21 protein-coding genes are annotated in these 24,203 nt (G+C 51.5%); 11 read left to right on the top strand and 10 right to left on the bottom strand.

The window, feature by feature from the left end; genetic code table 11:
* Positions 1 to 31 precede the first annotated feature (31 nt).
* Entirely contained in the window at positions 32 to 961 is a 930-nt protein-coding gene (locus WC1_RS02425) for a 2-dehydro-3-deoxygluconokinase (RefSeq protein WP_016151138.1), read from the bottom strand.
* A gap of 230 nt (positions 962 to 1,191) precedes the next feature.
* Between WC1_RS02425 and pdeH the strand changes: the two genes are divergently transcribed.
* Positions 1,192 to 1,959: a cyclic-guanylate-specific phosphodiesterase gene (gene pdeH / locus WC1_RS02430; RefSeq protein ID WP_003023308.1), complete on the top strand. Its 768-nt coding sequence runs from the start codon at positions 1,192 to 1,194 to the stop codon at positions 1,957 to 1,959.
* 78 nt (positions 1,960 to 2,037) lie between these two features.
* A complete protein-coding gene (locus tag WC1_RS02435; protein WP_016151137.1) occupies positions 2,038 to 4,098 on the top strand; it encodes an AsmA family protein in 2,061 nt (686 codons plus the stop codon).
* Positions 4,099 to 4,191: 93 nt separating this feature from the next.
* On the opposite strand, the gene WC1_RS02440 is transcribed toward WC1_RS02435, so the two are convergent.
* The 3 genes from WC1_RS02440 to WC1_RS02450 form a co-directional block, all read right to left on the bottom strand.
* Positions 4,192 to 5,514: an MFS transporter gene (locus WC1_RS02440; protein WP_003023312.1), complete on the bottom strand. Its 1,323-nt coding sequence runs from the start codon at positions 5,512 to 5,514 to the stop codon at positions 4,192 to 4,194.
* A 350-nt stretch (positions 5,515 to 5,864) separates the two neighbouring features.
* Positions 5,865 to 6,890: an inner membrane protein YhjD gene (gene yhjD / locus WC1_RS02445; RefSeq protein WP_016151136.1), complete on the bottom strand. Its 1,026-nt coding sequence runs from the start codon at positions 6,888 to 6,890 to the stop codon at positions 5,865 to 5,867.
* Positions 6,891 to 6,937: 47 nt separating this feature from the next.
* Positions 6,938 to 7,837: a LysR family transcriptional regulator gene (locus tag WC1_RS02450; protein ID WP_003837759.1), complete on the bottom strand. Its 900-nt coding sequence runs from the start codon at positions 7,835 to 7,837 to the stop codon at positions 6,938 to 6,940.
* A 119-nt stretch (positions 7,838 to 7,956) separates the two neighbouring features.
* On the opposite strand from WC1_RS02450, the gene WC1_RS02455 reads away from it, so the two are divergent.
* The 4 genes from WC1_RS02455 (at position 7,957) to WC1_RS02470 (ending at position 10,965) form a co-directional block, all read left to right on the top strand.
* Positions 7,957 to 8,715, top strand: a complete 759-nt coding sequence (locus WC1_RS02455) for an SDR family NAD(P)-dependent oxidoreductase (protein WP_003023319.1) — start codon at positions 7,957 to 7,959, stop codon at positions 8,713 to 8,715.
* Between the two features lie 521 nt (positions 8,716 to 9,236).
* Complete coding sequence (locus tag WC1_RS02460; RefSeq protein WP_003023322.1) at positions 9,237 to 9,677, top strand: winged helix-turn-helix domain-containing protein; 441 nt, start codon at positions 9,237 to 9,239, stop codon at positions 9,675 to 9,677.
* Between the two features lie 120 nt (positions 9,678 to 9,797).
* Positions 9,798 to 9,950, top strand: a complete 153-nt coding sequence (locus tag WC1_RS02465; RefSeq protein WP_225623515.1) for an EAL domain-containing protein — start codon at positions 9,798 to 9,800, stop codon at positions 9,948 to 9,950.
* Positions 9,951 to 10,362: 412 nt separating this feature from the next.
* The gene (locus WC1_RS02470; RefSeq protein ID WP_016151135.1) at positions 10,363 to 10,965 is read left to right on the top strand and encodes a response regulator transcription factor; all 603 of its coding nucleotides are present in this window, start codon (positions 10,363 to 10,365) and stop codon (positions 10,963 to 10,965) included.
* Positions 10,966 to 10,983: 18 nt separating this feature from the next.
* Here the strand turns inward: WC1_RS02470 and WC1_RS02475 are convergent, their stop codons facing one another.
* Both WC1_RS02475 and WC1_RS02480 read right to left on the bottom strand, forming a co-directional pair.
* Positions 10,984 to 11,334, bottom strand: coding sequence for a glycoside hydrolase family protein (locus WC1_RS02475; protein WP_016151134.1), 351 nt, complete (start codon positions 11,332 to 11,334; stop codon positions 10,984 to 10,986).
* An 86-nt stretch (positions 11,335 to 11,420) separates the two neighbouring features.
* Complete coding sequence (locus tag WC1_RS02480; protein WP_016151133.1) at positions 11,421 to 11,960, bottom strand: GNAT family N-acetyltransferase; 540 nt, start codon at positions 11,958 to 11,960, stop codon at positions 11,421 to 11,423.
* 167 nt (positions 11,961 to 12,127) lie between these two features.
* Here WC1_RS02480 and WC1_RS02485 point away from each other — a divergent pair, with 167 nt between their 5' ends.
* Positions 12,128 to 13,717, top strand: coding sequence for an STY4199 family HEPN domain-containing protein (locus WC1_RS02485; RefSeq protein WP_016151132.1), 1,590 nt, complete (start codon positions 12,128 to 12,130; stop codon positions 13,715 to 13,717).
* Between the two features lie 27 nt (positions 13,718 to 13,744).
* Here the strand turns inward: WC1_RS02485 and WC1_RS02490 are convergent, their stop codons facing one another.
* The gene (locus WC1_RS02490) at positions 13,745 to 15,394 is read right to left on the bottom strand and encodes an alpha,alpha-trehalase (protein ID WP_003837772.1); all 1,650 of its coding nucleotides are present in this window, start codon (positions 15,392 to 15,394) and stop codon (positions 13,745 to 13,747) included.
* Positions 15,395 to 15,821: 427 nt separating this feature from the next.
* On the opposite strand from WC1_RS02490, the gene WC1_RS02495 reads away from it, so the two are divergent.
* Positions 15,822 to 17,216 (top strand): cytochrome-c peroxidase, encoded by a 1,395-nt coding sequence (locus WC1_RS02495; protein ID WP_003837773.1) that lies wholly within the window; start codon positions 15,822 to 15,824, stop codon positions 17,214 to 17,216.
* A 110-nt stretch (positions 17,217 to 17,326) separates the two neighbouring features.
* Here the strand turns inward: WC1_RS02495 and WC1_RS02500 are convergent, their stop codons facing one another.
* On the bottom strand, positions 17,327 to 18,049 hold the full coding sequence (locus WC1_RS02500; RefSeq protein WP_016151131.1) for a hypothetical protein: 723 nt from the start codon (positions 18,047 to 18,049) through the stop codon (positions 17,327 to 17,329).
* Positions 18,050 to 18,240: 191 nt separating this feature from the next.
* Here WC1_RS02500 and WC1_RS24185 point away from each other — a divergent pair, with 191 nt between their 5' ends.
* Positions 18,241 to 18,669: a hypothetical protein gene (locus WC1_RS24185; RefSeq protein ID WP_016151130.1), complete on the top strand. Its 429-nt coding sequence runs from the start codon at positions 18,241 to 18,243 to the stop codon at positions 18,667 to 18,669.
* A gap of 15 nt (positions 18,670 to 18,684) precedes the next feature.
* Here the strand turns inward: WC1_RS24185 and gorA are convergent, their stop codons facing one another.
* Together gorA and WC1_RS02510 are read right to left on the bottom strand one after the other, a co-directional pair.
* Entirely contained in the window at positions 18,685 to 20,037 is a 1,353-nt protein-coding gene (gene gorA / locus WC1_RS02505) for a glutathione-disulfide reductase (RefSeq protein WP_003837777.1), read from the bottom strand.
* A gap of 104 nt (positions 20,038 to 20,141) precedes the next feature.
* Complete coding sequence (locus WC1_RS02510; RefSeq protein WP_003023347.1) at positions 20,142 to 20,984, bottom strand: 23S rRNA (adenine(2030)-N(6))-methyltransferase RlmJ; 843 nt, start codon at positions 20,982 to 20,984, stop codon at positions 20,142 to 20,144.
* Positions 20,985 to 21,192: 208 nt separating this feature from the next.
* Here WC1_RS02510 and prlC point away from each other — a divergent pair, with 208 nt between their 5' ends.
* The gene (gene prlC, locus WC1_RS02515) at positions 21,193 to 23,235 is read left to right on the top strand and encodes an oligopeptidase A (protein WP_016151129.1); all 2,043 of its coding nucleotides are present in this window, start codon (positions 21,193 to 21,195) and stop codon (positions 23,233 to 23,235) included.
* A 134-nt stretch (positions 23,236 to 23,369) separates the two neighbouring features.
* Complete coding sequence (gene rsmJ, locus WC1_RS02520) at positions 23,370 to 24,119, top strand: 16S rRNA (guanine(1516)-N(2))-methyltransferase RsmJ (protein ID WP_003846155.1); 750 nt, start codon at positions 23,370 to 23,372, stop codon at positions 24,117 to 24,119.
* The last annotated feature ends 84 nt before the right edge of the window (positions 24,120 to 24,203 follow it).

Genomic DNA, 24,203 nt, shown 5'->3' with positions numbered 1-24,203 from the left:
GGCCTACGGTATGCAGACCGGATAATCGACGTTATTGCGGCATAGCGTCGCGTGGGATAATCGCCCCGCGGTGCTGAATCACGGTGCTTGCCGTCAGGTGGCCGCGTTTTGCGGCCTCAGCAGCATCGCCACCGGTCAGACGTACCGCCAGATATCCGGCGCTGAAGGAGTCTCCGGCCGCAGTGGTATCGATCACCTTCTCTTTCGGCAATTTAACGGCCGGAACGTCGATGAGCGCTTCGCCCGCGATGGAAACCAGGCAAGAGTCTGCGCCACGCTTCACAACCACTTCCTGTACACCAGCTGCGTGAGTACGGGCAATCACCTCAGCAACGGGTTTTTCACCCCACAGCGCGTCTTCATCGTCCAGCGTCAGGAATGCGATATTGGTGCATTCCAGCATCTGCTGATACACCTGTTGGGTTTCTTCTTTGCTGCTCCACAGACGTGGGCGGTAGTTATTATCAAAAATGACCTTTCCACCGTTGGCACGGCATTCACGCAGCAACGACAGCAGCTTGTCACGACTTGCCGGGCTTAAAATCGCCAGGCTGATTCCGCTCAGATACAAGTAATCAAATGTCGCCAGCTCTTCGCAAATCGCGGCAGACTGCTCGCTCTCCAGCCAGAATTTTGCGGCGGCTTCATTACGCCAGTAATAGAAGGTGCGCTCGCCAGTGCTGTCGGTCTCAATGTAGTAGAGACCCGGCAGGCGGTTTTCCATGCGCTGGGTTAATGAGGTATCCACGTTTTCACCCTGCCAGGACTCCAGCATTTGTTGGCTAAAACTGTCGGTACCCAGTGCAGTCACATAGTGTACGGAAAGTGCCGTAGCATCGACCTGACGGGCGATATAAACGGATGTATTCAACGTGTCGCCACCGAATCCGCGCTGAACGTCAGCGCCTTTCTGTGACAGCTCAATCATGCATTCGCCAATCACGGCAATCTTTCTGGACATAGTCGTAACCTGCTCTGAAAAAAATTAGCGTTAGTGTGCGCTGTGGGTGTTAAGTGGTCAACTATATTAAAACAACGTTCCATTATTTTTTTGAGCCAGCACGTGTTCTGCGTTGTTTTTGCCGCTTAGTTTTTATTTTTGCGCACAGCTGAACGTAAAGTTCTGCGTCTGAGCGCCGATAACCTTTGACGAGTCCGGTCAGTCACACTCTTATTTACAGGACATCTCAGATGATAAAGCAGGTTACCCAGCAGCTCATTACGCTCGATGCGAGTATTGAAAACTTGCAGGAGAGACGCTATTGGCTGCAGTGCGAGCGTGCTTACACCTACCAGCCAATTTACCAGACCAATGGACGACTGATGGCCGTTGAACTGCTGACTGTCGTGAGCCATCCTGATAATCCATCCCAACGTATTGCGCCAGACCGCTATTTTGCCGAAGTAACCGTCCGACATCGTGTTGATGTGGTGATAGAGCAACTTCTTCAACTTGAGCTGAAAGGGGACTTTTTCAGAGCCAACAACCTGCTGGCTTCCGTGAACGTCGACGGACCAACGCTCATAGCGATGCGCCAGGATCCCGAAATCCTGAAAATCATTGAAGGCCTGCCGTGGCTGCGTTTTGAGCTAGTGGAACATATCCGCTTACCGAAGGGGTCGTCCTTCGCCTCAATGTGCGAGTTTGGCCCGCTCTGGCTGGATGATTTTGGTACCGGAATGGCGAACTTCTCGGCGCTTAGTGAAGTGAATTATGACTATATCAAAGTGGCGCGAGACCTGTTCGTCATGCTGCGCAAGACGCCGGAGGGACGTAATCTCTTCACACTACTATTACAGCTGATGAACCGCTATTGCCGCGGCGTGATTGTCGAAGGCGTTGAAACGCTGGAAGAGTGGCGCGATGTGCAAAACTCACCGGCTTTTGCCGCACAAGGCTATTTTCTCTCTCGTCCAGTGCCTCTGGACACGCTTGAAGAGGTGATCCTGTCGCTTTGATGAGGACGTAGCACACCTCCTTTTCATCCTGCTGGACTATCTTTAGGACAGGCAAGGAAGGAAGTAGAGAGGTTAGACATGACGAAAACAGGTAAAATAACCACTTCAGTAATAGGGGTTTTCTTGTTGTTGATCGTCGTACTCATCATTGTGATTGCGACATTTGACTGGAACCGGCTCAAACCGACCATCAACCAGAAAGTCTCTACAGAACTCAACCGGCCCTTTGCTATACGGGGTGACCTGGGCGTGGTTTGGGAACGCCAGAAGCAGGAAACCGGCTGGCGTAGCTGGGTTCCGTGGCCGCATGTTCATGCTGAAGATATCATCCTCGGCAACCCGCCAGACATTCCTGACGTTACCATGGTGCATCTCCCGCGTGTTGAAGCTACGCTCGCCCCACTGGCACTGCTGACAAAAAACGTCTGGCTCCCGTGGGTCAAGCTGGTCAAACCCGATGCGCGGCTGATCCGCCTGTCGGAGAAAAACAATAACTGGACCTTTAACTTAGCTGGGGACGAAAACCGCGATTCTAATGCGCCGCCATCCGCGTGGTCGTTCCGGCTGGATAACATTCTGTTTGACCAGGGACGCATCGCCATTAACGATAAGGTGACGAAGTCGGAGATTGAGATCCTGGTCGATCCGCTGGGCAAACCGTTGCCCTTTAGCGAAGTGACCGGCGCAAAAGGTAAAGAGAGCAACGCCCACGTCGAGGACTACGTGTTTGGTCTGAAAGCGCAAGGGCGATATAACGGCGAACCGCTAAGCGGTAGCGGAAAAATTGGCGGAATGCTGGCGCTGCGTGGTGAAGATACGCCTTTCCCGATTCAGGCTGATTTCCGTTCGGGCAATACGCGCGTAGCGTTTATCGGCACGATAAACGATCCGATGAACATGGGCGGGGCGGATCTACGACTTAAATTCTCGGGAGATTCGCTAGGGGATTTATACGATTTGACCGGCGTGCTGCTCCCGGATACGCCGCCGTTTGAAACCGACGGACGTCTGGTGGCGAAAATTGACCCGGAAAAATCCTCTGTTTTTGATTATCGCGATTTCAATGGCCGCATTGGCGACAGCGATATTCACGGAACGCTGGCCTACACCACCGGCAAGCCGCGACCAATGCTGAAGGGCGATGTGGAATCACGCCAGCTGAGGCTGGCCGATTTGGGGCCGCTGATCGGGGTGGATTCAGGCAAAGGGGCGGAACGGGCAAAACAATCTGAACAGCGCAAAGGTGAGAAGAGCGTTCAGCCTGCGGACAAGGTGTTGCCGTATGACCGTTTTGAAACTGACAAATGGAACGTAATGGACGCTGACGTGCGTTTCAAAGGACGGCGTATTGAGCATGGCAGTAACCTACCGATCAGCGATCTCTCCACTCATATCATCCTGAAAAATGCCGACCTGCGTCTGCAACCGCTGAAATTTGGTCTTGCTGGAGGCAGCATTGTTTCCAGCATCCATCTGGAAGGGGATAAAAAGCCGATGCGGGGGCAGGCGGATATCCAGGCTCGCCGCCTGAAGCTTAAAGCGCTGATGCCGGATGTGGAACTGATGCAAAAAACGCTTGGTGAAATGAACGGTGACGCCAGGTTTAGTGGGAGCGGAAACTCGGTGGCGGCGCTGTTGGGTAACAGCAATGGCAACCTGAAACTGCTGATGAATGACGGTTTGATCAGCCGGAATCTGATGGAAATTGTGGGCTTGAATCTGGGGAACTATCTTGTCGGGCAGATATTTGGCGATGACGAAGTGCGGGTGAACTGCGCGGCGGCGAATCTGGATATTGTTAACGGCGTGGCGCGTCCGCAGATTTTTGCTTTTGATACGGAAAACGCAGTCATTAATGTCACCGGTACGGCGAGCTTTGCGTCGGAGCAACTGGATTTAACCATCGATCCGGAGAGCAAAGGGATTCGTATTATTACTCTGCGTTCGCCGTTGTATGTTCGCGGTACCTTTAAGAATCCGCAGGCAGGCGTGAAGGCCGGACCGCTGATTGCGCGCGGTGCGGTTGCTGCTGCGCTGGCAACGCTGGTGACGCCAGCGGCGGCCCTGCTGGCGCTGATTTCACCTTCTGAAGGGGATGCTAATCAGTGCCGGACAATCCTGTCGCAGATGAAAAAGTGATGAGAGCGCCGGATGAGGTGTAAACACCTTATCCGGCCTACGGGGGATTGCAGTTTGTAGGCCTGATAAGCATAGCGCCATCAGGCCATCAAATTACAGCGATTGATGCCGTGTCTCATGGGTTAACAGCAGCGCAATTAACGTTAACGCCGCCATTGATGCCAGATACGTACCGACTGCCGCCAGACCATAGTTCGCCTGCAGCCATGCGGCAATGTAAGGGGCAACGGACGCACCAAGAATCGACGAAACGTTGTACGAGAACGACGCCCCTGTGTAGCGCACTTCGGTCGGGAACAGCTCCGGCAGCAGCGCGCCCATCGGACCAAATGTCAGCCCCATCAGGCTTAAGCCCAGCAACAGGAAGGCGAAAACCAGCACCGGATTGCCAGAGCCGAGCAGTGGTTTAAAGGCAAACAGCGCAAACAGAATGATAAGCGTGGTGATGATGAGCATGCTCTTGCGACGACCAAATGCGTCGGCCAGCAGGCCCGCCACCGGCACCATGACGCCAAAGCCAATCACCGCCATCATCAGCATCCACAACACTTCATTACGCGGCAGGCCAAGTCCCACAGGCGCGGCAGCGGTGCTGAACGTCATCGAATAGACGGTCATGATATAGAACAGCGTATAGGTCGCCAGCATGATGAATGTGCCGAGGATCGTCACGCGAACATGTTTGGTCAGCAGGGTACCCAGCGGGATTTTTACCTGCTTTTTCGCCGCGGCTACTTTGGCGAAGACCGGGGATTCATGCAGCGAAACGCGAACGTACAGACCGATAATCACCAGTACCGCAGAGAAGATGAACGGTACGCGCCAACCCCAGCTCATGAACTGTTCGTCGGTCAGCAGCCAGGAGAGCAGCAGAAAGGTACCATTGGCGAAGAAGAAGCCGATAGGCGCGCCCAACTGCGGAAATGATCCGTACAGCGCGCGTTTGCGCGGTGGCGCGTTTTCCGTCGCCAGCAGCGCAGCACCGCCCCATTCACCGCCCAGACCTAAACCCTGACCAAAACGCGCCAGCGCCAGCAGCAAGGGGGCGAAAATGCCGATTGTTTCATAGCCCGGCAGCAGGCCAATCACAACCGTCGAGATCCCCATGGTGAGCAGTGAGGCAACCAGCGTGACTTTACGGCCGACGCGATCGCCGAAATGCCCGAATACCGCAGAACCGATCGGTCGTGCCACAAAGGCGATAGCAAAAGTCGCCAGGGACTGTAGCGTCGCGGCAGTCGGATCCCCCTGCGGGAAGAAGATATGCGGGAACACGATCACCGCGGCGGTGGCGTAAATATAGAAGTCGAAGAACTCAATGGCGGTGCCAATGAGCGAGGCGACGACGACTTTATTGCGCGAGTTGACCGGGGTGTGTTCCTGTTCGTTGTCGAGTGTTGTGGCTGTTGCTTGCATAATATTTTCTTATTTTTGGCCGAACGAGAGGCCATATTACGCACAGCAAAAGAGACATTTCAATCTGTAACAAACTTTGAGAGCGGTCAAAAATAGAGCAAAAAGGGGATAATTTTTAGGCTCGAGATTTCACTTCCATGAAATGCTTCACATAATTTAAAACTTAGATGATAAAACTGGTTTTTGGTTAAATAAAAGTTACGGGTTGGATTTATTCACTAAATCGGTGAGATTGGGCGGCATTATAATTGCCGGATGGCGCTGCGCTTATCCGGCCTACAAAACTCACCCGTAGGCCGGATAAGACGCGTGCGTCGCCATCCGGCAATTAACAACTAATCCGGCGGCGGCTACTGCGTTTTCCCCGGCATACGCGGGTCGTCTTTGTATTCTGCCGTGGCAATCCAGGCAGCGCAAAACAGAGTCAGACGAGCGAAGAAGTAGAAGAACGCCATCAATCCAAGTACGGAACCAAACGCCGCGCCTGACGGCGATTGCACCAGTGACGGCAGGGTATATGTCATGATCATTTTGATGACTTCAAACCCCAGAGCCGCGATAAATGTGCCGCGTATGAGCGCTTTCTTACGCGGTCGGTGACGCGGTAGCCGCCAGAAAATCCAGAAGAACAGCAAGTAGTTGGCGAAAATAGAGATGGTCAGGCCGATCAGCCGCCAGGCGGGCTTCAGCCATTCGATACCGTCGAGATACAACGCAGAGATAATCATCTGCTGGGCGGAGCCGGCAATGGAGGTAATGGACAGAGTAACAATCAGCGCAATCAGTAAGCCAATCAATGAGATAAAATCACGCAGATATTTGACCCAAATTTTTTCCTGATCCTGCGGGGTACGCTCCCAGACATCCCGCGACTGGGCACGAATTGCTTCGCGCAGGTTTCCCATCCAGTTAATGCCGGAATAGAGCGCGATGCCAAGCCCCACCAGACCGACGGTGGTACGTTGCTGTACGGCAGTATTAATGGTGTTTTTCAGCGTAGAGGCGAGCGTCGGATCGCTGACGTTGAGCAGAATTTTGCCGAAGATATCCTGTAACAGCGTAGGATGCGAAGCGAGAATAAAACCCGCGGCGGCAAACGACACCATCAGAATAGGGATCATCGACAGAAACGAGAAGTAGGTAATCGCGGCGCCAAACTGATTTCCCATGCGATCGTTAAACCGCTCCGCAGCCCGAATCAGATGGGCAATCATGGGCTGGCGTTGAACTTTTTCAGCGAAGGTCAGGGCAGTTTTCAACGCCTGGTTGGTCTTACCATTGGTTTCTGTATTTTCCTGCTCCAGGGGCTCAATTTTTAGGATGGGGGCGTGCTCAAGTTCCTGAATGGGGCGTTTAATCTCTTTTTCCTGCGTCATCAGGGCAATAATCCTTGTTCTGTTCATTCTCAGGACAGTATAGCTTGTCAGTCCACATAGTCTTTCATCACGCCAGTCAGCCATTCCATAAACAGATGTACCCGGCGAGAGAGGTTGCGTCGATGCGGATAAAGCAAAGAGACCGGCATTGGCTCGGCGCGATATTGCGGCAACACTTCGACCAGCGTACCGGCGCGCAGGGCATCACGCACGCCAACGCGCGGTACCTGAATAATGCCCAGACCGGCAAGGCATGCCGCGTGATAGGTTTCGGTACTGTTTACCGTTAGCATGCCGCCGGTTTTAACCCATTGCGTGCCGTTTTCTGTCGCCACTTCGAAGCCTTGCGCACGCGTTCCCAAATTGACCGAGTAGTGCACCACTGCATGTGAAGCTAAATCCTCCAGGCTTTCCGGATAACCAAAGCGGGCGAGGTACTGCGGGCTGGCGCAGTTAATCTGCGTGAGTTTCCCCAGTGGGCGCGCAATCAGCCCTGAATCTTTCAGCGTGCCTACGCGTACCACACAGTCGAAACCTTCGCGGACCAGATCCACCAGGCGGTCGCTGCTGCTGAGTTCGAGCTCAAGGCCGGGATACTGATGCAAGAAAGTGGGTAAGCGGGGCATCACCAGATTTCTCGCCACGCCAACCGGCATATCGACGCGCAGCTTGCCGCTGATGCTGGACGGATCGTGATGAAATAGTCCATCCAGCTCATCCAGATTGCTCAACAAATCTTTTGCGCGTTCGTAATAGATCATACCGTCTTGTGTGAGCTGAACGCGGCGGGTAGTGCGGTGCAACAACTGCGTGCCCAGATGATTTTCCAGGGCCTGGATTTGGCGAGATACGCTACCTTTAGGAAGACCAAGGGTGTCTGCCGCACGCGAAAAGCTCTCCAGTTCTGCGACGCGGATGAACAACTGCATTGCGTGAATTTTATCCATTCTTATGCCCTATTGTTGTTCCAAATGAAACAGTAATGCGCAACAGACGACATTTATTGTTTTTCTATCACCTAATAAGCTTTATCTCAATCATCACAACGTCGGAAATGAGGTTTCTTATGACGCAACGTATCGCATTAGTGACTGGTGGTAGTCGTGGGCTCGGTAAAAACGCCGCACTTAAGCTGGCTGACAGAGGAACGGACATTATCTTTACCTACAACAGCCAGCAGCAGGCGGCGCTGGATGTGGTTGCTGAAATTGAGCAAAAAGGCAGAAAAGCTGCGGCAATACAACTGAATGTCAGCGATGTGGCTGGCTTTGAGTCCTTTACCCATGAGGTACAAGCGCAGCTGAAGAGCATGTGGAATCGTGAGGCGTTTGATTATTTAGTGAACAATGCCGGAATTGGTCTGTATGGCGCTTTTGCCGATACCTCCGAAGCGATGTTTGATCAATTAGTGAACATTCACTTTAAGGGCCCCTTCTTCCTGACCCAACGTCTGTTGCCGTTGATCCAGAATGGCGGCAGGATCCTGAATGTTTCATCGGGACTGGCGCGTTTTGCACTGCCAGGGTATGCCGCCTATGCCTCAATGAAAGGGGCGATGGAAGTACTGACGCGTTATCAGGCGAAAGAACTGGGAGAGCGGGGTATTTCAGTAAATATCATCGCGCCTGGGGCGATTGAAACCGATTTTGGCGGCGGTCGACTGCGGGATAATAAAGAGCTGAATGCATATGTGGCATCGCAAACGGCGCTGGGACGCGCGGGCTTGCCGGATGATATTGGCGACGCGATTGCCGCGTTGCTCAGCGATGAGCTGGCCTGGATGACAGCGCAGCGTATCGAAGTATCGGGCGGAATGTTCCTGTAAATCGCTCGTATCTTATTCAGCTTTTGAGCAATAGAAAACCGGTGCGCCACTCCAGGTAAAAATATAGCTAGTGGCGTTACCGATATTACCTGCAATCTAATTCAGCGATCGCGGTGCCGAAAGAAATCCGGGATAAACTTTCTGAATAACTCATTTTTCTTCGACAGCGGATTTGTCTCAGAAGAAACCATGATCACTTCCCCATCCCCCACGGATTCAGAATTTAATTCTTTAAAATGTTAAAAATTCGACATTAAAAATTGAGCGTTCGATCGCGTATGTGAAAACATGGCCTATGTGCTAAAAATTTCGCATAGGAAGAATAATAAATCGTGAATTTCATTTATAACCTCAAATCTACCATAAACGAATACTAAACGACCGCTTCCTCATAGTAGATTGGGATGAAGATTGGAAAGCATTTATAGCAGTCATATAATCCACCATACAAACGGTATGGATTATCTCAACGCTTATATGTAGAGGTGCATGTTCGTCTTCATTTAACGTGGGTATAAGATATGGGCTATCGTCTATATGGATTTATGATTGGTGCTGAAATTCATTTTGACATTTCTAATCGCCGACTGTATCGGCTTACTGGTAGCCATACCGAGAAAAACATCGTTTTTGCGTCAATTTACTTTAATGAAACAATGCTCAGGCTTTTCCTGTATTTATTAATAAATGCCAGGAGCCAGCCGGTACCGAAAGAAGAGTTATATGAAAAAATCTGGGAAGCGCATAATCTGAGCCCTTCTGCGCAAAGATTATGGCAAGTCCTGCACAATCTTAATAATAAACTTGGCCTGCTGGGGTTACCCAGGGATTTTATCCTTAATATAAGAGGTCAGGGTTATGTCATCAATTATCCTGATGTCATTCCCGTTTATTATAAAGTGAGCGAACTCCCAACTCATGCTGTCAAAAAAAGGGAGAAAATAGATAACCTGAGTGAGTGATGTCAACCCAGGTATTTGCCCCGAGCATGCAGCGCGAGGGGCTTTTTTTATCGTTATATTTACTTTCTATTTTCAATGAATGTTCGCTAAGCGCACTTTGAGTCAGATGCGATGGCGCTCATGCAAAAGCTTGCCCCTGCAAGCGTTCAGCGGGTTATCGAACTGGCGAAGAAGATGAATCTGCGGGCGATAGCCGAAGGTGTTGAGACTCAGGTTCAGGCCCATTATTTGCGCTTAAAGAACTGTGATTTTTTACAAGACCAGTTTGTTTGAAGTCCTGATCACAGTGATGCAATCACCCGTAGCCTTCAGTGTCGATTGATATAGCAACGCTGTTAGGCGGAAAACTACAGTTGATGATCATTTAATGCGATATTTCGTTTTGTAACATATTTGTCTGCTATCGTGAGTTCCTTATTTTTATCAAAGAATATAAACTTCGAAAAATTAATATTAATAAGCTGGTTTTGAACATTGGATATTAAGGATTTCCTTAATGTTTAGCGCCGTTTTTGTCCATTTGTGTGATTATTTGGTTTGAGCTGTAACTATTTTCGATTTCTCCTTTTTTCTTCTCCGTCTATCGGTAAAATGGCCCCCGCCAAATGGTGACTTCTTATTTTACCCCTCGGGTAATACCCTTCCGCGTGTTAAGGCTAGTATCTTATTCAGACGGAGATAAGTAATGCAGGTAATAATGTTTGACAGGCAGTCGATATTTATTCATGGAATGAATGTAAGTTTACAAGAGCGTATTCCAGGAGTGGATGTTCAGGGTGTCAGTCAGGCAGATGACCTTTGGCAGAAACTGGAAGACACCCCTGATGCACTGATAATGCTGGATGGCGACCAGGACGCCGAGTTCTGCCGTAACTTGCTACAGCAGATAGCGCAACGCTTTTCGACAGTAAAAGTGCTGGTAACAGCAACGGACTGCCGTAAAAAATGGCTGCAGGAGGTTACGCAATTGAATGTGCTGGCCATTGTTCCACGCGACTCTGACGCGGAAACCTTCACGCTGGCTCTCAATAGCATTGCGATGGGAATGATATTTATCCCCAGAGATTGTATGACAACCCCCGAGAGCAGCGGGCAAAATATCAGATCGCTTAGCGCGCGTCAGCGAGAGATTCTGACTATGCTTGCCGCCGGAGAATCAAATAAACAAATTGGTCGATTGTTAAATATCAGCACCGGAACGGTCAAAGCCCATCTTGAATCGCTGTATCAGCGCCTCGAGGTAAAAAACCGTACGCAGGCGGCAATGATGTTAAACGACGCAATTTAACGGGCGAATATTTCACAGTCAGAACGTTTCTGGCTGTGAAATAACCCCCGAGCAGAATTCTGCAGCACAAAACCGGCTTATCCCCACGCTGAGCATCCACGCAATTAACGCTTCCTGTTGAAACCTTTCTTTTATTTGCGGCATTTTCTGGTGTATGAATTCCTCGCAGATTTCCAGATCCGCGAGCAGTAGTGTTTCTGCCTGCGTTACCGAAACAGGCGCAGGAAAGCTTTCATCGGATGTGATTTCGTGCCCGTAGCCAATCACCCAGACACCATTTTTGTCCTGATACTTTTCCAGTGACAGGCCTTGCCATTGTTTAATAAATGCAACACAGGCGGGCGTGAAATACGTTGAATGGAGTGGCATATTCATCTCTGTACAAAGAGACCTATTTTAAGAAACCGCCTCCGTTACGCCAGTTGTCATACAGCCAGTTTTTTCAGCAAAACGTCTTATGCTGCGGGTGGCTGATAGTCGTGTTTTAACAGGCCGAAAATCCAGTCATCATTCCAGGTTTGATGCAACCAGTAGCTTTCCCGCAGCGTGCCTTCGTGAATGAACCCGACCTTTTCCAACAGACGCCGTGAGGCTTCGTTTCCTGCGGTGACGCAAGCCGTAAGCCGGCGTAGCCCTCCGGTGGTAAATGCAAAATCGCAAACTGCATGCAGAGATTCAGTACCATAACCTTTCCCCTGCGCTTCAGGGGCGAGCAGAAAACCGACCTCGGCACATTCATTGTTTTCATGAATATATCCAGTCACTCCAAGCGGTGCTCCCGATGCCTTATCGCACAGGACCAGACATAGCCAGTGCGGGCTGCCGGGAGACCATTCAGGCAGGCGGGAGTTGAAGGCTGTCCGTATCTCCTCTTCAGTACGCGTGTCAGCGACAAAGCGCATCACATCTGGATTCTGCTGTAGCGTTAAGAAGAACGTCCAGTCATTTTCTGTCAGTGGGCGGCAGAGCAGACGTGATGTTTGCAATACAGGCACAGGCTTATCTCCAGAATAATTTTCAATGATTGTGCGGAAGTCACTGTAAAACTTATTTATTTGCTATATGAATGTGTTTTAGTCTACATCGGCACAACGTTGCGTTTAAAAAAGATAATTACATACCATGATGAGGCCGCACGTTTTGGGTCCTTTTAGGGAAGATGATGACCAATAGCGCGTTACAAGCGACATGTACACCCTTTGAACATTGTCTGGGGATTATCCGTCAGGCGTCGATAGAAATATTACTGCTGTTAGGCGTACATGTCACAGAAGGCAAAGACCCTCGGTGGTTTCTCGAACAACTGGATCAGGCACGACTGAATCTGGGCGGTTGGGGGGCTGTCGCCAGACGGTTGCAGATGAATGATGCGCAATTGAGCCAGTTCACTCTGCGGCTACGCCATCTTCAACAGAGTGTACCCCAATATGAAAATGGCCAGGACGTCAGTGAAAACCAGCTGATTTCAGCGCTGCGCTTTGTGGCCTCTCTGGAACAATTGCGCCAGCAACAGCCCATCCTGAAGTATCAAACCGAAATTGCACCTGTAGAGCCGGATGCTCAGATGCGGGCGCAGCGTCAACTTCGCGCAATAGAATTAACCCTCAAATCCCTGATTGCGCGGGTATGGCCGGATCAACATCCTCTCAACAGCTTTCTGAAACAGCACTTTGGCGGTGAACGTCTGCGTCGCTGGCTAAAGTTAGGCGAAGGACGAGATGCGCTGGACGGTATGATGTTTAGCGAGCTGGCACTGATGGTCGTCGATAAGAAATTATTCGTTCGCCACTTTACGCAGATTTTTAACGATACCTCGGTGCTGATGTCGTTTGTTGAGCCGCGCATCACGCTACGCATGTTTTTAGATGATTGCCGCCTGGCTCGTAACTGTGTTATCGCGCAACAACCGCTAACCTCAGTACAATTGCTGTTGCTGGACTACCAGTACCGACAGATAACTCATCCTGTGCAACGGGCATTTGAAGAACGGCGTACGCGCATTAATCCTGCGTCGTATCTGGAATCTGATGAGTCCATGGTCCGCCAGTTTTGGGAAACGGCAAAGCAAAAAGACGAGCAAGTGGGAGGCGATAAGCATGAAATCGCAGACAGTATTGATCCGCCGGAGAAGCGGGCCAAACGCTCGGCGGAAGAACGTGAACAGCTGATTTCCGGCATGTTGTGGGTAGCGGTCGGCGTGATGGTGCTGGCGATTTCGCTGGGTGCGTTCTGGTTATTCACTTCGCCAGCGCCACAGGCGTCCTCCGGACAATCCGTTGAAATTGTGCAGGAGGAACCGCGACGTGACGCCCCCAGCGCGCGGGAGGCGGTGACCCGAATGGGTATCACCTGGGATGCCTTTAACATGCGGGCGGCTATCGATCGCAATGACACCCGCGTGACGTCACTGTTCCTGCAGGGTGGGATGGACTGGAAGCTGGCGTGGACGGAGCAGGCGTTCTCAGCGGGCAATACCGAGGTGTTGAGACTGCTGCTGCGTTACCCTTCGCAGATGGATGAAAGCAAACCATGCCGACAGTTTATGACTACGCTCAGCCATGCGATGTCGAATGGGGCGTCACTCACATCGCTGCATAAAAGTTATCTGCAAAGTTTTTGTTCCGTGCCTGCGGTCGTTGCGCGTCAGCAATATGATCTTGAGCAGGCCGAGCTGCGTGTTCGCGCCCAGCCAAGCCCTGAGAACAAGAAATGGCAGAAAATTCACGCCGAGTTGTACGATGCGATTAACTGACATCCTGATGACTCAGACCGTCAGCCGCTAGGGTTCGCCATACAAACCGATGAGTCGGCGCACCACGCCATTGGTCCAGCCAAAGCCGTCCTGCAACGGATATTCCCCGCCGCCGCCTTCGCGCGGCGCTGCGTCGGCTATGTGGTATTTTTCGATAAGCTTGTGGTGTTCCTGATAAAAGAGATTCACCGTTTTCAACCAGTTACGGGCGATTTCATCCCCGAGATGGTCGTCACCGTACAGTTTGAAGCCCTGAATCGCCATCCACTGCAGCGGCGCCCAGCCGTTCGGTTTATCCCACTGTTCCCCAGTTTCATGCTCCGTGGCTAAAATACCACCGGGCGTGAGCAGGCGACTGCGAACCGCGTTAGCAAGCCGGTCGGCTTGTTCATGTGTTGCCATACCGACATACAGCGGCACAATACTGGCGGCAGAGAACAGGGCCATTTGTTCGCGCCGCCAGTCGTAATCGCGATAGCAGCCGTTTTCATCGTCCCACAGATAGCGGTTTACCGCATCGCGACGGTCACTGGCTTTCTGGCGAAACTGCGCTTCCGTTTCTTTGTCGCCTTTCAGCGCGGAAATATTGGCGATAGTGCTTTCCAGCTTGTAGAGGAAGGCGTTCAGATCAATCGGGATGAACTGCGTGGTGCGTATGCTGGCAAGGCGGCCTGCATCACGTAGCCAGCGCGAGGAATAATCCCAGCCGGAGGCCGCGCCCGCGCGCAAATCCCGATACACCTCATTGGGTGGACGACCCGAATGCTTGGCGGTCTCAACGTCTTCAAGCCATGATTCATCACGCGGCGTATCACGATCGTCCCAATAGCGGTTGAGCAGAGAGCCGTCCGACATTCTGATCACGTGACGGTAGGCCTGGTTGAGCACCAGGGAATCGGCGCCATCCATCCAGAATGCGTATTCCATTTTTAGATGTTCAAGGTAGCGACGCGCGCCGCGCACGCCATCCTCTTCAAACAGTTCCACCATCAGCGCAAAGACCGGTGGCTGCGAACGGCTCAGGTAGTAGGTACGGTTACCGTTGGGGATGTGACCATAGTTTTCAATCATCCAGGCAAAGTTATCCGCCATACACTTCAGCAGATCTTCGCGGCCGCTCTCTGCCAGACCCAGCATGGTAAAGTAGGAATCCCAGTAGTAGGTTTCGCTAAAACGTCCGCCGGGCACAATATATGACTGCGGTAACGCCAGCAGCGAGGACCAGGGAATGTGATCCTGCGGCTCGCGCGTCAGCACAGGCCACAATTGATCGATATGCTCTTTCAGCGAGCTTGCCGGATCGGACACATATTCACTGGAGGGCGTTTCCGGTAGCCAGAAATGGTTCTCGACGAAACGTCGCAGATCAAAGTCGCGGTGGCGTTTAACTTTGCGATAGCGGATCAAAATGTCCAGTGGGTCCATTTTGGGCGCACAATCAGGGAAGGTTTTGCTATCAGCGAATAGTTTGGATGACTGGACGTGTTCAAACAGCTCGAGGTAACGATCGGCGGGGGTTAACGCATCTGACGCGGGTAACCCTGCAATCATCTCCGGCTCTGGCTCTGCCTCAATCATTTCATCCAGCTTTAACTCGCACGGATCCATTTCATAAAGCAGATCGATATCGATCGTCATTTCTTCTGAAGGGGCGTGGGGTAGTTTCTGGTTGAGCATAATGAGAAAGACCTCCGATGGACGTTGAAAGATTAAGGCTATTGCCCGGTCGTCAGTTAAGCGTAGACATTCGCTTCGGTGTCTGGTGAGTAAAGCGTGCGGTTGATCACGTTTTAGTGCTGCATATTATTTAGAAAATAAGACTATCCCAATGAATATAATGAAGAATTCATAATTCTGCGTGACCTGAAGATATTTCATTTTCAGAACATTCGATTGCAACGAGGTGTGAACGGAAAACCATAACGGCTTATCTCCGTAATAGGCACAGGCTATTCTATCGATAGTTATCCCCCATGTAATTGCTTGATACTTATCAAAATAATAAATCCCTTACTTTCTATGATGGTTAAGTCTGATAAAGACTATGCACTCATTATTCTAATTTTTCTGGGTCACAATAACTCACAACGGTGAGGGTAAAATAATGAAAATCATTACCCGTCTTACCGCGATAGCCATAGCTGGCGTCGTGATTTGTTATTTTGGATTATCCGGTTATGTGTGGTATCACGATAATCAACGTAGTAAACAGGCAGATGTTCAGGCCTCTACGCTGGAAGAAAATAATAAAGTATTAGGTTTTTTACGCGAAAAAGGATGCGATTATTGTCACACGCCTTCAGCTGAATTACCTTTCTATTCTTCTTTTCCTGTCGCTAAGCAGTTGATGAATTACGATATTCAACTGGGATACAAATCATTCAATCTTGAGGCCGTTCGTGCGGCGCTGGTCGCAGATAAACCCGTTTCGCAAAGCGACCTGAATAAAATTGAATGGGTGATGCAGTACGACACCATGCCGCCGACGCGTTATACCGCACTGCACTGGGCTGGCAAGGTAAGCGATACGGAGCGAGCAGAGATCCTGGGCTGGATTGCGAAACAGCGCGAGCAGTATTACGCCAGTAACGATACCGCCGCGCAGCATCGTAACGAGCCTGTGCAGCCGATACCGGAAAGCATTCCGACCGATGCCCGCAAAGTGGCGCTAGGCTTTACGCTTTACCACGACCCGCGTATTTCCGGTGACAGCACGATTTCTTGCGCGCACTGCCATGCCCTGAATGCGGGCGGCGTAGATGGTCGCAAAACGTCAATCGGCGTAGGCGGCGCGGTTGGTCCTATCAACGCGCCGACGGTATTTAACTCTGTCTTCAACGTGGAACAATTCTGGGATGGTCGAGCACCAACATTGCAGGCGCAGGCAGGCGGCCCGCCGTTGAACCCTATCGAGATGGCGTCTAAATCCTGGGATGAAATTATTCAGAAACTGGATAAAGATCCGCAACTCAAACAAGAGTTTATCGCGGTTTATCCGCAGGGATTCAGCGGAGATAATATTACCGATGCGATTGCTGAGTTTGAGAAAACGCTAATTACGCCAAATTCGCCGTTTGATAAATGGCTACGCGGCGATGAAGCGGCGTTAACTGCCCAGCAGAAACATGGCTATCAGTTGTTTAAAGATAATAAGTGCGCGACCTGTCATGGCGGTATTATTTTAGGCGGGCGTTCATTTGAGCCATTGGGTTTGAAAAAGGACTTTAATTTCGGCGAGGTCACTGCCGCAGATATTGGCCGCATGAACGTCACTAATGAATTACGTGACAAGCTGCGTCAAAAAGTCCCTGGCTTGCGTAACGTTGCGCTGACCGCGCCTTATTTCCATCGAGGTGATGTGCCTACGCTCGACGGTGCGGTAAAACTGATGCTGCGTTATCAGGTGGGTAAAGAACTGCCGCAGGAAGATATCGACGATATCGTGGCGTTCCTCGAAAGCTTAAACGGCGTGTATACGCCGTATATGCAGGGTAAATAATCCCTGACATTATCCAGCCTGACGCGTTTTGCAGGCTGGATAATTTTTCTCTATGAACCGGTATAACATGCCTGCGCGGTTACAACAATATGTCGATATCGGGTGATGAGTTAAGCAATGTATTCCTCTTCTTCCTGCACATAGCTTTCTTGCGCTTGCGCAAATATTTCTTCGGAGGAAACGAGAGCATGGTACCCCTGACCCTCAGGTTGAATAACAATCTTCAACGATTGAGAAAGGGGAACGCCGCTGTCTTTTTTGTTCTGGCCGATGACGGCACCGGGCGCAAAAGGCGCAACTGCACAAGCGAAAGCCTGAACCATTTTCTCGCGACTAGCGTAATGTGACTTCTTGATGCTGAGGGCGTTACTGATGATAGCGCTGTCAATCATTGTTCCGGTCAACCAGTCACATGATGAAGAGTAACCTGCACACCAGCGCAAACCACTTCCCTGAGTGTACTCTTTCAACAGCTGAGTTTTGGTTCCTGCAAAACACGATCCCAGCATCAAGCCACTGATGTTATTGTCTGCGGCTTTTTCACTGACTGTTTTTAGAATATCTTTCAGCAGAATGCCGCCAATGTCTGATTCGCTACCATGTGCGGCGACGTAAACAATCGTATTGCGAAAAACCTGCATACAAAGGCACTCAAGGGCAATTTCGAAGCTCTTCTTATTGTAGAAATTCAGAAAATAGACCTCAGTGTCGCCCTGGAGTCTGGCGATCCCTTGAATAAATGGAACGACCGAAGAACGATTGGAATCATGATCATCCAGTTTCCAGGGTGATTCAATGACCAGGATACAATTACTGCTTTTGCTTTTTGGCATGAAATATACACCTAAGTGAAATTATTTTTTTGGGTTTGTGTAATAACTGTTTTTTTGAACTTTTATATCGTTACGCAACTCTGCAAATAACTGGATAAAAACGGTCTTGTTTCCAGTTAGTTAAACAGGTCATTTAAAGGTTCCTCATATTTGTTATCCGTCCGGATAACGTCACAATTATTGGAATCTTTATGAACCTTAACGCTAAGCGCCAGGGGACTACCCCTTTGTGTTTGCAAAATACTCGTGAGAAGAATACTTTGCAACATCAAGGAGATAAACTCACGCAATTTGCTGTGAATGGCTTGCAAGAACACCAGCAATTCATAGGCCAGCATATTCAGAGTCAACCTGTAAAAGCGATATTCTTTCGCAGTAATTTAATTAATAGTAGTTTTAATAAAATTCTTTTCGCAAATTTAACTCTGAATCGTTGTTATCTTGAAAATCTTATTTTCGAAGATTGTGTCATGCGAAATGTTTGGTTTTCATACTGCGTGATCGTACAGCCTGTGGTTCTACGACGTTGCAATGTGGCGGGAATGCGTCTGCTGAATGTGCATCGGAGGATGTTTGTTTTTGAAGAGTGTACCGGTGTCGGGGAATTACTCATTTCCTGACACCGGTCATTCAGATTAACGCATGGTAACGAACTCTTCTGCTGCCGTTGGGTGAATCGCAACGGTGTTATCAAAGTCTTTCTTGGTTGCGCCCATTTTCAGTGCGACCGCGAAGCCTTGCAGCATTTCATCCATTCCAAAACCAATACCGTGAATACCGACAATCTTCTCTTCCGGACCGACGCAAACCAGCTTCATGCGGCACGGCTGACGATGTGAAGTGACAGCGGTATACATCGCGGTAAATGATGATTTATACACTTTCACCTGGTCATCGCCGTGCTGTTCACGAGCCTGCTGCTCGGTCAGGCCGACGGTGCCAATTGGCGGATGGCTGAAGACCACGGTCGGGATGTTGCTGTAGTCCAGATGTTCGTCCGGTTTGTTGTTAAACAGACGCTCGGACAGGCGACGGCCCGCGGCAACAGCAACCGGCGTCAGCTCAACGGCACCGGTGTTATCGCCGACGGCATAAATTCCCGGCACGCTGGTGTTCTGATATTTATCAACGACGATGTAGCCTTTTTCGTTGGTTTTCACGCCAGTAACTGCCAGGTTGAAGTTATCGGTGGCTGGTTCACGACCAATTGCCCAAATCAGGCAATCTACCGTTTCGCTACGACCATCTTCCAGTTGCAGGGTCAGGCTGCCGTCAGCGTTTTTAACGACCGCTTTCGGAATCGCGTGAGTATGCAGAGTCGGGCCTTCGGCGTTCATCACCTCAACCAGCGTGTCGACGATCATCGGGTCGAAGCTGCGTAGCGGCGCGTGTTTACGCACGAACAGATGCGTTTGGGCACCCAGGCCGTTAATCACGCCTGCCAGCTCAACGGCGATGTAACCTGCGCCGACGACCGCAACGCGCTTCGGCAGTGCGGGCAGCTCAAAGAAGCCATCGGAGTCGATCCCGTATTCCACACCCGGAATGTTCGGATGGCTCGGGCGACCGCCGGTAGCAATCAAAATATGATCGGCAGTAATGGTTTCACCGTTCACTTCAATGGTTTTGGCATCCACAAAGCGGGCAAAACCTTTAATCACATCGACATTATTTTTGCCCAGCACATTGTCATACGAGGTATGAATACGATCGATATAAGCGGTACGCGTGGCGATCAGTTTATCCCAGTCGAACTTATTGATGGTGGTGTCGAAACCGTAATCCGGCCCGTACATGTGGATCGCTTCGCGAACCTGGGCGGCATGCCACATCACTTTCTTTGGTACGCAGCCCACGTTAACGCAGGTTCCGCCTAACTCTTTGGCTTCAATAAGTGCGCATTTCTGGCCATACATTGCTGCACGGTTAATGGAGGCAATACCGCCGCTGCCGCCGCCAATAGCGATGTAATCATAGTGCTTGGTCATGACCGCTCCTTCATGTTCATTGTAGGGCGGAGAAGCGTTACGCCATCCGCCAAAATATTCGCGATTGTATACCTGATATTAAAAGGTTCCACCGATGGCTGCGATTACTCCGGCACGATCCAGCTTACCGAGGTATGACCGGTTCCTGCCGGAACCAGTTTGCTGTGCAACCACGGCAGAACGTTGTTCATCTGCTGCTCCAGCTTCCACGGCGGGTTAATCACAATCATGCCAGACGCTGTCATACCGCGCTGATCGCTGTCCGGGCGCACCGCCAGTTCAATTTGCAGAATTTTGCGGATGCCGGTGTCTTCGAGATCGTGGATCATGCGCTTGATTTGCTGGCGCAGAACCACCGGATACCACAGCGCATAGGTGCCGGTCGCGAAACGCTTGTAGCCTTCGTTAATACCGGTGACCACCGCCTGGTAGTCGCTTTTGATTTCGTAGGGTGGATCGATAAGGATCAGCCCACGACGTGAAACCGGCGGCAATTTTGCTTTCAGCTGCTGATAACCATCTGCTTTGGCCACGCGTGCGCGCTCATCTTTCTGAAATTCGCCGCGCAGCAGGGGAAAGTCGCTCGGGTGCAGTTCAGTTAATTGCAGGCTATCCTGTTCGCGCAGCAGCTGGCGAGCAATTAACGGAGAGCCCGGGTAGTAGCGCAACTGACCGCTACGGTTGAAGTGTTGCACTACGCCAATGTAGGGTTCCAGTTCGGCAGGCAAATCGTCCTGCTGCCAGATACGGGCGATCCCTTCCAGATATTCACCAGTACGTTCGGCATGCTCACTGCTCAGCTGATAACGGCCAGCACCAGCATGGGTGTCCAGATAGAGAAACGGTTTTTCTTTCTCTTTGAGCGATTCAATGATCAGGCTCTGGACGGTGTGTTTCAGGACGTCGGCGTGGTTGCCTGCGTGATAACTGTGGCGATAACTGAGCATGGGTAATGAAATTCCGCTGAAATGACGATTTGCCACAGTTTACAGCAGATCGGCACAGATTACCCGTAGGCCCGGTAAGCGCAGCACCACCGGGCGTCTTTCCGTCACGGTTAGCATTGAAATCCTCTACACTTAACCCCATTGTACAAATTAATATGCACAGCGCCGGATACGCGCTTCATTCACTCTTTTCAACAGGACCGCGCTAATGACCAATCCATTGCTGACTCCCTTCGAACTGCCGCCGTTTTCTAAAATTCAGCCTGAGCATGTCGTGCCTGCCGTCACTAAGGCGCTGAACGATTGCCGCGAAAACGTTGAGCGAGTGGTTGCGCAGGGCGCGCCGTACACCTGGGAAAATCTCTGCCAGCCGTTGGCGGAAGTTGACGATGTGCTGGGGCGTATTTTCTCTCCTGTTAGCCACCTGAACTCGGTGAAAAACAGCCCGGAACTGCGTGAAGCCTACGAACAAACGCTGCCGCTGCTGTCTGAATACAGCACCTGGGTTGGACAACATGAAGGCCTGTACAAAGCGTACCGCGACCTGCGTGATGGCGATCATTACGCCACCCTGAACACCGCACAGAAAAAAGCGGTCGATAACGCGCTGCGCGATTTTGAGCTTTCTGGTATTGGTCTGCCGAAGGAAAAACAGCAGCGCTATGGTGAAATCGCCACCCGTCTGTCTGAGCTCGGCAACTTGTACAGCAATAACGTCCTTGATGCCACGATGGGCTGGACGAAGTTAGTCACCGATGAAGCCGAGCTGGCTGGTATGCCGGAAAGCGCGCTGGCTGCGGCGAAGGCCCAGGCGGAAGCCAAAGAGCAGGAAGGCTATCTGTTAACGCTGGATATCCCAAGCTACCTGCCGGTGATGACCTACTGTGACAACCAGGGACTGCGTGAAGAGATGTATCGCGCTTACTCCACGCGCGCGTCTGACCAGGGGCCGAACGCTGGCAAATGGGACAACAGCCCGATAATGGAAGAGATCCTCGCGCTGCGCCACGAACTGGCGCAACTGCTGGGCTTTGAAAGCTACGCCTTTAAATCTCTGGCTACCAAAATGGCGGAAAACCCGCAGCAGGTCCTCGACTTCCTGACCGATCTGGCGAAACGTGCCCGTCCGCAGGGGGAGAAAGAGCTGGCTCAACTGCGCGCCTTTGCGAAAGCGGAATTTGGCGTTGATGAGCTTCAGCCGTGGGACATCGCTTACTACAGCGAGAAACAAAAACAGCACCTCTACAGCATCAGCGACGAGCAGCTTCGTCCTTATTTCCCGGAGAACAAAGCCGTTAACGGTCTGTTTGAAGTGGTTAAACGTATTTATGGCATCACTGCCAAAGAGCGCACCGATGTTGACGTCTGGCACCCGGAAGTTCGTTTCTTCGAGCTGTACGACGAAAACAACGAGCTGCGCGGCAGCTTCTACCTCGACCTGTATGCCCGTGAACATAAACGCGGCGGGGCGTGGATGGACGACTGCGTCGGCCAGATGCGTAAAACCGACGGCACGTTGCAAAAACCGGTCGCCTACCTGACCTGTAACTTTAACCGTCCGGTGAACGGCAAACCCGCTCTGTTTACCCACGATGAAGTGATTACCCTGTTCCACGAGTTCGGCCACGGTCTGCACCATATGCTGACCCGTATCGAAACCGCGGGCGTTTCCGGTATCAACGGTGTGCCATGGGATGCGGTCGAACTGCCGAGCCAGTTTATGGAAAACTGGTGCTGGGAGCCACAAGCGTTGGCGTTTATCTCCGGCCATTATGAAACCGGCGAACCGCTGCCGAAGGAACTGCTGGATAAAATGCTGGCGGCGAAAAACTACCAGGCGGCGCTGTTTATTCTGCGTCAACTGGAGTTCGGTCTGTTTGATTTCCGTCTGCACGCGGAATTTAACCCGCAGCAAGGGGCGAAAATCCTCGATACGCTGGCGGAAATCAAGAAACAGGTCGCCGTGGTGCCGGGCCCAACCTGGGGCCGCTTCCCGCATGCCTTCAGCCATATTTTTGCAGGGGGCTACGCGGCGGGTTACTACAGCTATCTGTGGGCCGACGTGCTGGCGGCGGATGCCTTCTCTCGCTTCGAAGATGAAGGGATTTTCAACCGTCAAACCGGACAATCGTTCCTCGATAACATCCTCACCCGTGGCGGTTCTGAAGAGCCGATGGAACTGTTCAAACGCTTCCGTGGCCGCGAGCCACAGCTGGATGCGATGCTGGAGCATTACGGGATTAAAGGCTGATTTACCCGTCATACTTCAAGCTGCCTCTTCGGCAACTGCGCTCACTCACCCTGGTCACGTACTATTTGTACGTTCCCAGGGATTCCTTCACTTGTTGTCTTGATGCAACTCGAATTATTTAGGGTAAAGCGGAATTGAAAATCTGCTTAATTGATGAAACAGGCGCCGGAGACGGCGCCTTATCTGTTCTGGCCGCCCGCTGGGGACTGGAACACGATGAAGATAACCTGATGGCGCTGGTGATGACGACAGCACATCTGGAACTGCGCAAACGTGACGAACCTAAACTCGGCGGTATCTTCGTGGATTTCGCGGGCGGTGCGATGGCCCATCGGCGCAAATTTGGCGGTGGCCGCGGTGAAGCGGTGGCGAAGGCGGTCGGCATTAAAGGCGATTACCTGCCGGATGTGGTCGATGCAACCGCAGGGCTGGGGCGCGATGCGTTTGTACTGGCCTCGGTAGGCTGTCGCGTACGAATGCTGGAACGAAACCCGGTGGTTGCTGCGCTGCTTGACGATGGCCTGGCGCGCGGGTATGCCGACCCGGAAATCGGTCCGTGGCTGCAGGAGCGTTTGCAGTTGATTCACGCGTCGAGCCTGACGGCGTTAACCGATATCACGCCGCGCCCGCAGGTGGTGTACCTCGACCCGATGTTCCCGCATAAGCAGAAAAGCGCGCTGGTGAAAAAAGAGATGCGTGTGTTTCAGTCGCTGGTGGGGCCGGATCTGGATGCGGATGGGCTGCTGGAGCCTGCTCGTCAGTTAGCCACCAAACGAGTGGTGGTAAAGCGTCCGGACTACGCGCCGCCGCTGGCCGACGTGGCAACGCCGAACGCGGTAGTTACAAAAGGGCATCGGTTCGATATTTATGCGGGAACGGCATAGGCCAGATGGTCAGCTATAGTGCCCTTATCGGGTCTACAGCTCGGTGCCGTTAGTAGGCCGGATAAGGCGGTAGCCGCATCCGGC

Origin of the sequence: Citrobacter sp. KTE30, assembly GCF_000398825.1 — a bacterium.
Taxonomy (GTDB): domain Bacteria; phylum Pseudomonadota; class Gammaproteobacteria; order Enterobacterales; family Enterobacteriaceae; genus Citrobacter; species Citrobacter freundii.
This window is presented reverse-complemented; position numbering and strand designations above follow the sequence as displayed.